This window comes from Bifidobacterium sp. W8103, assembly GCF_016100775.1.
GTDB lineage: Bacteria > Actinomycetota > Actinomycetes > Actinomycetales > Bifidobacteriaceae > Bombiscardovia > Bombiscardovia choladohabitans.
Window position 1 is genome coordinate 1,490,963 of the sequence record NZ_JACFRV010000001.1, and the last position, 11,243, is coordinate 1,502,205.

The 11,243-nt window shown below is 61.4% G+C and carries 11 protein-coding genes; 9 read left to right on the forward strand and 2 right to left on the reverse strand.

What is annotated here, in order from left to right; all coding sequences use genetic code 11:
• Window positions 1-90 precede the first annotated feature (90 nt).
• Window positions 91-1,302: a MalY/PatB family protein gene (locus H3U90_RS05785; RefSeq protein WP_198177387.1), complete on the forward strand. Its 1,212-nt coding sequence runs from the start codon at window positions 91-93 to the stop codon at window positions 1,300-1,302.
• A gap of 88 nt (window positions 1,303-1,390) precedes the next feature.
• Here the strand turns inward: H3U90_RS05785 and H3U90_RS05790 are convergent, their stop codons facing one another.
• Entirely contained in the window at window positions 1,391-2,164 is a 774-nt protein-coding gene (locus H3U90_RS05790; RefSeq protein WP_198177388.1) for a (S)-acetoin forming diacetyl reductase, read from the reverse strand.
• A gap of 207 nt (window positions 2,165-2,371) precedes the next feature.
• Between H3U90_RS05790 and rpmE the strand changes: the two genes are divergently transcribed.
• The 8 genes from rpmE (at window position 2,372) to H3U90_RS05830 (ending at window position 10,592) form a co-directional block, all read left to right on the forward strand.
• On the forward strand, window positions 2,372-2,584 hold the full coding sequence (rpmE, locus tag H3U90_RS05795; protein WP_015022244.1) for a 50S ribosomal protein L31: 213 nt from the start codon (window positions 2,372-2,374) through the stop codon (window positions 2,582-2,584).
• A gap of 103 nt (window positions 2,585-2,687) precedes the next feature.
• The gene (prfA, locus tag H3U90_RS05800) at window positions 2,688-3,776 is read left to right on the forward strand and encodes a peptide chain release factor 1 (RefSeq protein ID WP_101432704.1); all 1,089 of its coding nucleotides are present in this window, start codon (window positions 2,688-2,690) and stop codon (window positions 3,774-3,776) included.
• Window positions 3,777-3,817: 41 nt separating this feature from the next.
• The gene (gene prmC, locus H3U90_RS05805) at window positions 3,818-4,735 is read left to right on the forward strand and encodes a peptide chain release factor N(5)-glutamine methyltransferase (RefSeq protein ID WP_198177627.1); all 918 of its coding nucleotides are present in this window, start codon (window positions 3,818-3,820) and stop codon (window positions 4,733-4,735) included.
• A gap of 64 nt (window positions 4,736-4,799) precedes the next feature.
• Window positions 4,800-5,447: an L-threonylcarbamoyladenylate synthase gene (locus H3U90_RS05810; RefSeq protein ID WP_232340465.1), complete on the forward strand. Its 648-nt coding sequence runs from the start codon at window positions 4,800-4,802 to the stop codon at window positions 5,445-5,447.
• Window positions 5,444-6,634, forward strand: a complete 1,191-nt coding sequence (locus tag H3U90_RS05815; protein ID WP_198177390.1) for an MraY family glycosyltransferase — start codon at window positions 5,444-5,446, stop codon at window positions 6,632-6,634. The genes H3U90_RS05810 and H3U90_RS05815 overlap by 4 nt, the downstream gene beginning before the upstream one ends.
• 66 nt (window positions 6,635-6,700) lie before the next feature.
• Window positions 6,701-8,248 (forward strand): IMP dehydrogenase, encoded by a 1,548-nt coding sequence (guaB, locus tag H3U90_RS05820; protein WP_029678705.1) that lies wholly within the window; start codon window positions 6,701-6,703, stop codon window positions 8,246-8,248.
• 195 nt (window positions 8,249-8,443) lie between these two features.
• Entirely contained in the window at window positions 8,444-9,145 is a 702-nt protein-coding gene (orn, locus tag H3U90_RS05825) for an oligoribonuclease (protein ID WP_029678704.1), read from the forward strand.
• Between the two features lie 40 nt (window positions 9,146-9,185).
• Window positions 9,186-10,592, forward strand: coding sequence for a PIF1 family DEAD/DEAH box helicase (locus H3U90_RS05830; RefSeq protein ID WP_198177391.1), 1,407 nt, complete (start codon window positions 9,186-9,188; stop codon window positions 10,590-10,592).
• Between the two features lie 45 nt (window positions 10,593-10,637).
• Here H3U90_RS05830 and H3U90_RS05835 read toward each other — a convergent pair whose 3' ends face one another.
• The gene (locus H3U90_RS05835) at window positions 10,638-11,090 is read right to left on the reverse strand and encodes a GNAT family N-acetyltransferase (RefSeq protein ID WP_198177392.1); all 453 of its coding nucleotides are present in this window, start codon (window positions 11,088-11,090) and stop codon (window positions 10,638-10,640) included.
• Window positions 11,091-11,243: the final 153 nt, after the last annotated feature.

The window sequence follows — 11,243 nt, forward strand, 5'->3', positions numbered from 1 at the left end:
GTATTGGACGCAGACACTCGGACGGAGCCCACGGCTGTAGACTGGCGTGAGGTCGCTGCGAGCGCATCTGCACGGGATGAGAGGTTGACTATGACATACGATTTCACCAGCATCATGGATAGGCACGGCAAGGACGCAATCGCGGTTGACGGCCTGGGTACCGAGCCTGGATTCGCCCCCGACCCTCCCAAGGAGGGCTTCGATGTCATCCCCATGTGGGTGGCCGATATGAATTTCCCCACGGTGCCGACCATACCCGAGGCCATCATCGAGCGTGCCAAGCATCCGGCCTTCGGCTATTTCAATCCCACTGACGAGTACTACGATGCCATCATCAACTGGCAGCGCACCCGCAATGGTGTGGAGGACCTGACGGCCGGGGACATCGGCTATGAGAACGGGGTCCTGGGCGGGGTTGTCTCGACTTTGACTGCCTTTGCCGCTCCCGGCGATGCGGTATTGCTCCACAGCCCTACCTATGTCGGCTTTACCTCCTGCATTGAGAATAACGGCTACCACATCGTGCACAGCCCCTTGAAGAAGGACGATAAGGGCGTCTGGCGTATGGACTTCGAGGATATGGACCGCAAGCTCAAGGAGAACAACATCCATGTGGCGGTCTTCTGCAGTCCGCACAACCCCTGCGGCCGTGTCTGGGAGAAGTGGGAGATCGAGAAGGCCATGGAGGTATATAAGGAGAACGACTGCGTGGTCATCTCCGACGAGATCTGGTCGGATCTGATCCTGTCGGGCCACAAGCACATCCCCACCCAGTCGGTCAGTGAAGATGCCCGCAACAGGACGGCTGCCTTCTATGCGCCCAGCAAGACCTTCAACCTGGCCGGGCTGGTCGGCTCCTACCACATCATCTACAACAAGTACCTGCGCGACAGGATTGTGGCCAAGGGATCCAAGGCCCACTACAACGACATGAACGTGCTGTCCATGCATGCCCTGATCGGAGCTTACAAGCCCCAGGGCCAGGAGTGGGTGGATGAACTCCGGCAGGTCCTGACCGGGAATGTGGACTACGCCTACGATTACATCCGGCAGCATTTTAAGGGAGTCGAGCTTTCCAAACCCCAGGGCACCTACATGCTCTTCCTTGATTGCACGCAATGGTGCAAGGATCACGATCTCAACCTGGACCAGTTGCTCAAGCGTGCCTGGGATGTGGGCGTCGCCGTCCAGGACGGGCGGCAGTTCAAGGCTCCCTGCGCCATCCGTATGAACCTGGCCCTGCCTTTGAGCCGTGTCAAGGAGGCCATGGATCGTCTGGACAAGTACGTCTTCAACGCCTGAATGATCCCTTGATGATCATGGACCCTCGCTGTCGGGTGGAACCGATCGGCGGGGGTCCATCATATGCGGGCGAATCCTTGCTACAGAATCACTGGAATTGCATGCCGCCGTCTACGATCAGGGTCTGTCCGGTTACGTAGTCGGAGTCATGCCCGGCCAGGAAGGCCACGGCGTTGGCCACGTCCTCCGGCTCGGAAAGCCGACCCAGGGCGATGCCGTCCGAGAAGGTGGACATGCCCCACTCGTCATCCTTGCCGGCGTTGACCCCGACCTGATGAGCGATGTCCATCATCATGGGCGTCTTGACAATGCCGGGGGCATAGGCGTTGGCGGTGATGCCCTCCTTGGCCAGATCGCGGGCTGCCACCTGGGTCAGGCCGCGGATGGCGAACTTGGTGGAGGAATAGAGCATCAGGTTGGGGTTGCCCACCACGCCTGCCTGGCTGGTGGCGTTGATGATCTTGCCCCCGTGGCCCCTATCGCGGAAGGCCTGAACGGCGGCCTGCATGCCCCAGATGGTTCCTGCCACGTTGACGTGGTAGACCTTGTCGAACAGCTCCGGGGTGATGGACTCGATGGGGGTGGTCGGTCCCAGGCCGGCGTTGTTGACAATCACGTTGAAGTCCCCCAGCTTGGTGGCGGTCTTCTCGACGGCCGAGCGCACCTGGACACGGTCGGTCACGTCCAGCGTGACGGCCATAGCCCGTCCGCCTGATTGATTGATGGAGTCGGCCACTGCCTGGGCCTTGTCCGTATTCATATCCGCCACGGCCACGGCGAACCCGTCCTTGGCCAGACGGCGGGCAATGGCCTCGCCGATTCCCTGAGCCGCCCCTGTAACGAACGCCACTTCCTGCTGCATTGCTGCCCTCCTTTGTCGCCTCGCCGGGCCGGTCGGTCCGACTGTTTGATTCTAGAGGACGCTCGACCGGCCACCTCGGTTGATTGATTCGGCGTGTGGCGCAAGGGTGCCGTAATCTCTTCGGGTTGCGCTAGACTATTACGCGGTTGCCGGTTCACGTCCGCCACAGGGGCGGTCGACCCGGGGCCCTTGGATCTAGGAGTAACCATGAAGCAGGGAATTCATCCCGATTATCATCCCGTTGAGGTCACGTGCTCGTGCGGCAATACCTTCATCACCCGTTCGACCGCTCCCGGCGATCATATGACGGTTGATGTCTGCTCGCACTGCCACCCCTTCTACACCGGCAAGCAGAAGATTCTGGACACCGGTGGTCGCGTGGCTCGGTTCGAAGCCCGTTACGGCAAGAGGACCAAGTAGCACTTCCAACGCCAGTCCCTTCCGGGTCGCTCTGCTATGCCCGGTGGGGACTGGCGTTTTTTATGACTTGAACCATGCGGATAAGCGGACGGGAAGGGTGCAGATGAGCGAGGAGCAGTTTCCGGCGGCGGTGGCTGCCGTCGAGGAGTACGGTCGCCTGGAAAAGCAGATGAGTCAGCCCGAAACGGCTTCAGATCCGGCACAGATTCGCAAGTTGGGCCGCAGACATGCTGAGCTCGCTCCCATCGTTGAAGCCTATAAGGCCTATCAAAGCGCCTTGGAGGACAGCCAGGCGGCCGAACAGATGGCACGGGAGGATCCTGACTTCGCGCAAGAGGCCAAGGCCATGGCTGACCGGATACCGGACCTGGAGCAGACCCTGCGTACCGCTCTTATCCCGCGCGACCCCGATGATGGCCGGGACACGATCATGGAGATCAAGGCCGGCAGCGGCGGCGAGGAGGCGGCCCTCTTCGCTGGCGATCTGATGCGCATGTATGTGCGTTATGCCGAAAAACGTGGTTGGACCACCGAGATCATGAGTGAGAACCGCACTCAGCTGGGCGGGGTCAAGGATGCCCAGCTGGCCATTCGCGCTCGCGGCCAGGTGGCTCCTGCCGACGGCGTCTGGGCTTCACTCAAGTACGAGGGCGGCGTCCATCGGGTCCAGCGTATTCCCGTCACCGAGTCCCAGGGCCGCATTCAGACTTCAGCCGCCGGAGTCATCGTCTTTCCTGAGGCCGACGAGGACGACGACGAGATCGAGATCGACCCCAAGGACCTCAAGGTCGACATCTTCATGAGTTCCGGCCCGGGAGGACAGTCCGTCAATACCACCTACTCGGCTGTGCGCATGACCCACATTCCCACCGGCATCGTGGTCTCCATGCAGGATGAGAAATCCCAGATACAGAATCGTCAGGCTGCCCTGCGGGTGCTCAAGTCGCGTCTGCTGGCCATGAAGCACGAGGAGGAGGCCGCCCAGGCCGCCGACATGCGTCATTCCCAGGTACGTTCCCTGGACCGGTCCGAGCGTATCAGAACCTACAACTTCCCCGAGAGCCGGATTGTGGACCATCGCACCGGCTACAAGGCCTACAACCTGGAGCAGGTGCTGGATGGCGACCTGCAAGCCGTCATCGACTCCGACATCCAGGCCGATGAGGCCCGCAGAATGGCTTCACAGGGGTGAATCAGCAGGAGCATGGGACCAGTCTGGCCGAGCTGGTTGACATGGGTCATCACTTGCTGGCCCAGGCCGGTGTGCCTACTCCGCTCAATGACGCCAGGCTGCTGCTGGCCGATGCCCTTGGGTGCGATCTGCATCAGCTGGATCAGGCTCTGCTCTTGGACCGGACAGCTGAGGAACTGTTGACGAATGAAGGTGGTCGCAGACAGGCTGGTGGTTTTCAGTCGGCGGCCCTGGAACGTTATCGGTCCTATCTGCAGAGGCGAACCGGACGCGAACCCCTGCAGTACATTCTTGGCCACGCCTACTTCCGTTATCTGGATCTCCGCCTGGGGCCGGGGGTCTTTATCCCACGTCCTGAGACCGAAACGGTGGTCCAGGCGGGAGTGGACGCCTTGACCGGAGTGAATCATCCGCTGGCTGTGGACCTGTGCTCAGGCAGCGGGGCCATCGGCCTGTCCTTGGCCACCGAGGTTCCAGGAGCTCGGGTCAGGGCCGTGGAGGTAGACGAGCAGGCGTATCGGTGGGGCGCCTTGAATGCCGCCGCTCAGGAGGCTGCCATCGGTGAGGCTGGGTCGGATTATCAGCTGCTGCAGGCCGATGCCGCGGATCCCGCCACACTCTCTGATTTGGATGCCCAGGTGGGTTTGGTCATCAGCAACCCTCCCTACGTCCCCCTGGATGCAATTCCTGACCAATCCGAAGTACGCGACTGGGATCCGGACCTGGCCCTCTATGGCGGTTCGCCTGACGGGTGCCTTTTGCCTTGCCGCATTCTGGACAGGGCCATGGTCTTGCTGGCTCCTGGCGGTCTGCTGGTCATGGAGCATGATGCCTCCCAGGGGCCGGCCATGGTTGCTGCTGCACTGGAGCGGGGGTTTGTTCAGGCACGTACTCATCAGGATCTGGCTGGTCGAGACCGCTACCTGACAGCCTGGCGGCCTGCCTTGGTCCTGGGATAGATTGGTAGCTGGTCGCATGAACATGTCGAGCCGAAAGGTTGTGATGCAGGGTATGAGCCGGGTGATGACCTATGACAGTCGGTCGCCGCAGTTGCTGGCCCGGGTGGTGGCCGCCGGAGGGCTGGCGGTCATTCCTACCGACACGGTCTATGGCATCGTCTGTGATCCATGCAATGATGCGGCCATCGATAGGCTCTTCCAGGCCAAGCACCGTCCCAGGACCAAGTCCATTCAGGTGCTGCTGGATGGGGTCGAGACCATGGACCGGCTGGATCTTAGCTTGCCTGCTCCTCTTGATCGCCTGGCCGATGCCCTGTTGCCGGGTCCCTTTTCGCCTATCGCCCTTGTGGGGAGGTCCTGCCCCCTGCGCACCCCTCGGATGGAGCCCGATGGTCCCACCCAGGCCGTCAGAGTTCCTGACTCGCCAATCTGTCGGGCGCTCCTGCAGGTGACCGGGCCTTTGGCCGCTTCCAGCGCCAATCGATCGGGCAATCCCAGCGTGGAGACCGCCAGGCAGGCCAGAGCCGAGCTGGGTGATAGCGTCGACCTTTACCTGGACGGGGGGCCGACTCCCGGTTCGGTGGCCAGCACGGTGGTGGAAGCCGACAAGGCTGATCCCGACGGAATACATGTGCTGCGGCAGGGCGTAATCGGCGAGGCCCGGGTCCGTGCTCTTCTGTCGGGCCGGTCCAGCGGAGGGGAGGGCCAGTGAGGGTATACCTGTTCATTGCCGCCATCGCTGGCGGGGCCACCTGGCTGGTCATGCCTATGGTTCGTCACCTCGCCATCAGGGTTGGCGCCGTAGGCGTGGTCCGCGCTCGCGACGTACATAAGGTGCCCACCCCCCGTATGGGCGGCCTGGGCATGTTGATCGGCTTTGCCGTGGCCATGTGCTTCGCCTCCCGCATCCCCTTCATCACAGGCCTCTTCCAGTCCGGACATCAGGCCTGGGTCATCCTGGCCGGGGCCGTAGCCATCTGCCTGCTGGGCATAGCCGACGACCTCTGGGACCTGGACTGGATGCTCAAGCTGGCCGGCCAGCTGCTGATCTCGGTCTTCGTCTCCTGGGGTGGCATCCAGATCATCTCCCTGCCGCTGGGATCCCTGGTGGCGGCCTCGCCCAGCCTGTCCATGGCCATCACGGCATTCCTGATCGTGGCCTCCATCAATGCGGTCAACTTCGTGGACGGACTGGACGGCCTGGCTGCAGGCATCGTGGCCATCGGGGGCATAGCCTTCGCCATCTACTCCTATATCATCGCCCGCATCTCGCCCGACTACGCCTCCCTGGCCACCCTGATCGACGTGGCCATGGTGGGCATTTGCGTGGGATTCCTCCTGCACAACTGGCATCCGGCCAAGCTCTTCATGGGCGACTCAGGATCCATGCTGCTGGGCTACCTGATCACCTGCGCCTCCATTGTGGTCACCGGCCGACTGGATCCGGCCACCATTCATGCCAGCATCTATCTGCCGGCCTTCATGCCCATTCTTCTGCCCATCCTGGTGCTTTTCCTGCCTGTTCTGGACATGTGCCTGGCCATCGTCCGGCGGCTCAGTCACGGGCAATCACCCATGCACCCCGACCGCATGCACCTGCACCACCGAATGCTGCGCATAGGCCACACGGTTCGTTCCGCTGTTCTTATTCTCTGGGGCTGGGCCGCCTTGATCGCCTTCGGCTCGCTCTTTACTCTTTTCTTCCGTCTGAGATATGTCTTGATCGGTCTGGCTCTGGCCGCCGTACTGCTGACCTTCGCCACCCTCTACCCCTACTACCGCCGTCGTCTTCCCGAAATCAGACGCGAGAACGCACTTCTCGCCGCACAAGGCTCGCAGCATGCGGCCAGACCGCCCTGGCATCGCAAGAGCCGCCACGATAAAGATGAGGAAGACTGATTCACCGGATGAAATAGTGTGGACACGGTGCTGTTAACGGTCAAGAAGCACTTGTAGCATGGTGCTATGGCTATGGAAAACCCACAAAGCGAACCCTCCTCCTACACTCAACTGCCCGACGCCTTCCAGAAAATCGGTCTGGCCTATGATGACGTCCTCCTGCTGCCCAACGAATCCGATGTCATCCCATCCGAAGTAGACACCACCACCCGGCTTACTCGGAACATCACCATGAAGTCCCCGGTCCTTTCGGCCGCCATGGACACCGTCACCGAGGCCACCATGGCTGTGGCCATGGCCCGCAACGGCGGCATCGGCGTCCTCCACCGCAATCTCAGCATCGAGGATCAGGCCAATCAGGTCGACATCGTCAAGCGCTCCGAGTCCGGCATGATCTCCGACCCCCTGACCGTCACCCCGGATGCCACGCTGACCGACCTGGACAAGCTCTGCTCCACCTACAAGGTCTCCGGTCTGCCTGTGGTGGATCGTCGCCAGCGGCTGGTGGGCATCATCACCAACCGTGACATGCGCTTCGTCAATCCCGCCGACTTCGACCGGCTCAAGGTCAGCGACATCATGACCAAGGATCACCTGATCACCGGTCCGTCCAACATCACCAAGGAGGATGCCCACCAGCTTCTGGCCAAGTACAAGGTGGAGAAGCTTCCCCTGGTCGATGACGAGGGCAAGCTGACCGGGCTGATCACCGTCAAGGACTTCGTCAAGACCGAGCAGTACCCCGAAGCCACCAAGGATGAGCGCGGCCGTCTGCGCGTGGCCGCCGCCGTCGGATTCTTCGGTGACGCCTGGCAGCGCATCACCGCCCTGGCCGATGCCGGGGTAGACATCTTGGTAGTGGACACCGCCCATGGCCACGCCAAGCTCATGCTGGATATGATTCGCCGGATCAAGGCTGATCACGCCTTCGACCATGTGGATGTGATCGGCGGCAATGTGGCTACCCGCGAGGGCGCCCAGGCACTGATCGATGCTGGAGTTGACGCGGTCAAGGTCGGCGTGGGCCCTGGCTCCATCTGCACCACCCGTGTGGTGGCTGGCGTGGGTGTGCCCCAGCTGACCGCGGTCTACGACGCCGCGTTGGCCTGCCGTCCTGCCGGGATCCCTCTGGTGGCCGACGGTGGAATCCATTACTCGGGCGACATCGCCAAGGCCATCGTGGCAGGAGCCGATTCGGTCATGCTGGGCGGTCTGCTGGCGGGTACTGAGGAGGCTCCTGGTGAGAAGGTCCTCCTGCACGGCAAGCAGTACAAGGTCTATCGGGGCATGGGCTCGCTGGGTGCCATGGCTCCGCGCGGCAAGAAGAGCTACTCCAAGGACCGCTACTTCCAGGCCGACGTCACCAGTTCCGACAAGGTGGTGCCCGAGGGCGTCGAGGGCGAGGTGCCCTACCGCGGTCCGCTCAATTACGTGCTCTACGAGCTGGTCGGCGGCCTGCACCAGACCATGTTCTACACCGGTGCCCGCACCATCCCCGAGCTGCAGCGCAAGGGCCGGTTCATTCGGATCACCGATGCCGGTCTGCGTGAATCGCATCCCCATGACATCGTCATGACCAAGGAGGCCCCCAACTACTCAGGCTTCCACAACTGAGCCCTACATAGGCAGGTGATCGGCGCAGGATCTCATCCGGACCTGCGCCGATTGCATATCTCATGTCAGTTACGGTCCGGTCGGCCGGGCTGAGGACCCCTCCGCCGGTCACGTGCTGGCGGTATCTTGTAATGTTCCGTCCAAGGCGGCGGAAGGAGCGATCCGGGAGGCAACCCGGATCTGAAAGGCGTACAGATGAGCGATAAGAATGATCTGACTTTCTCGGCGGAGGAATCCCGCATGATCTGGATAGACTGCGAGATGACCGGTCTGGATATCTTCCATGACGAGCTGTGTGAGGTCTCCGTGGTTCCCACCGACTTCAACATGAAGGTCCTGGACAAGGGCATCGACCTGGTCATCAAGCCCTCCCAGGCGGCCCTGGACCATATGGGGGATTTCGTCAGGAAGATGCACACCTCCTCCGGCCTGATCGAAGAGATGAAAACCGGCCTGGACCTTGAGGAAGCCCAGCGTCAGGTGATCGAGTATGTCAAGCCCTTCCTGCCCAAGAACGGCAAGGCCCATCTGGCAGGCAACTCGGTGGGCTCCGACAAGAAGTTCCTCGACAGGTACATGCCCGATCTGATGGCTCTTCTTCATTACCGGGTCATTGACGTGAGCACCCTCAAGGAGCTGTCCCGCCGCTGGTACCCGGACGTCTACAAGAACAAGCCGGCCAAGCATGGCGGCCACAGGGCCCTGGCCGACATCATCGAGTCGATGGACGAGCTGCGCTACTACCGCTCCATGTTCTTCGTTCCGGCTCCCGGACCCGACCAGGCCCAGTCCAAGGCCGGGGCGGAACAGATCGAGCAGACCAGTCTTCTGCGCCATTACGAAGAGTCCGGCAATCCTGTCGAGGATGCCAACAAGCCCGAGAAGACCGACTACTGACAGGCGTGGCCATGTACCTCTGACGTGGCACCATGGAGGCATGCAGCAATCCGAAGCCTTGACCATATTGAATGCGGGGGCCAATGCCTTCATCACAGGTGCCCCCGGGTCAGGCAAGACCTTTGTGCTCAACGAGTTCGTCGCCCAGGCCCGCCAGGCCGGGGCGGTTGTGGCGGTGACCGCCTCGACCGGCATCGCCGCCACGCACATCAACGGCCAGACCATCCACTCCTGGAGCGGGGTGGGAATCGCCACCTGCATGACCGAATCGCTCTTGAAGCGGATCAAGACCCGCCGCCGCAGGCAGATCGAGGGCACCGACATCCTGGTCATCGACGAGGTCTCCATGATGCACGCCTGGCTCTTCGACATGGTGGACCAGGCCTGCCGGGCCGTCCGTCACAGCCCCGAACCCTTCGGAGGGATCCAGGTGGTCCTTTCCGGGGACTTCTTCCAGCTGCCGCCGGTGACGAGGTCCAACCGAGCTTCAGGAATACCGCCCAGCCCTGAATTCCAGGCTGCCCGGGAACGCTACGCCCAGGCCGGCAAGGACCCGGACGGGTTCGTCACCGAATCCCTGGTCTGGCAGGACCTGGACCCGGTCATCTGTTACCTGACCGAGCAGCACCGCCAGGACGATGGACAGCTGTTGACCGTCTTGACTGACATCAGGGAGGGTGGCGTCACCCAGGAGGACCATGATGTCCTTGCCACCCGTGTGGGCGTAGTGCCCTCTCCCGGCCAGGTGGCGGTCCACCTCTTCCCGGTCAACAAGCAGGCTGACACTCTTAACGACAAACGTCTGGCCTCCATCGACGAACAGGCCCACCATTACCAGGCCACATCCCGGGGCGAGGCCAGGCTTGTGGAGCGCCTGAAGAAGAACATGCTGGCCCCCGAGGATCTGGCCCTGAAGACCGGAGCCGCAGTCATGGCCCTGCGCAACGACCAGGATCATCAATATGTCAACGGCTCTATAGGTACAGTCAGCGGATTCACCAGCTCGGCCAAGGGGGGATGGCCGATCGTCTCCTTCCAGAACGGCAACGTGGTCACCATGAAGCCGGCCGCCTGGGAGACCATGGATGGGGACACGGTCTTGGCCGCCGTCAACCAGGTGCCTCTTCGCTGTGCTTGGGGGATCACCATTCACAAGTCCCAAGGGATGACCTTGGACAGGGCGGTCATGGACCTGAGACGGACCTTTGCGCCAGGGATGGGATACGTGGCCCTCTCCCGCGTGGAAAGTCTGGATGGGCTCTACTTGACAGGCATCAATGAGCACGCCTTCCTGGTCTCTCCCGATGCTGTCGTTCTGGATGCTGGTTTGAGGGCTGAGTCCAAGGCGGCCTGTGTCCGTCTGAAGGATGAAGGTGCTGAGTCCTTTACCAAGCGTGCCGTGGGTCAGGAACCAGAAGACGAATTCAGCCAGGACCAGCTTTTCTGAAGGGTCGGCCTTACCTGTCTTGGGCCGGTGCGGTCGTTCGGGTCGCTAGAGACACCATGACAGACGGACCATGTCTTTAAGGGTGATTCCGTTCTCGACAATGGGCTGCTGGTAGCGGTCTACAAAATAATCCCGCACAATGCGGTCCATGCGAAATCCGCATGTCTGGTAGAAGCAAAGGGCTCCAAAACTGGTGGATCCGGTGCCGACTTCCAATCTTCTCAGACCCAGCCCGACAGTTTCCATCTTGGCTCGCTCTATTAATCTGCTTCCAAGTCCCTGTCTGCGAAAAGCCCGGTCTACGCTGATATTGGTGATTTCCAGGGTATCCGTGTTTCGTCTGACAAGCAGCATGACGCCGGCCAGGGCTTGTTCCACTCGGATTTCATAGGCGCGGGAATTGGTGAAAACGTCATGGATTATCCGTTCCGAAGGATCTGCCTCCAGGAGAAGCGTCATGTGCTCTGCATCGAGGTCGGTGAAGGTCTGGATGGTCACACCCGGCTCTGATGACATAGGTGTCCGCCTTGTCCTTGTAAATCAGAAAACCTGTTTGATATACAACCATCATATCTTGGCCCTCTTTATAGGAGAGGGTAATACTGGAGAGATGCCGGATGTCAGGATGTTAGGTTGAGGATTTGCCGACCT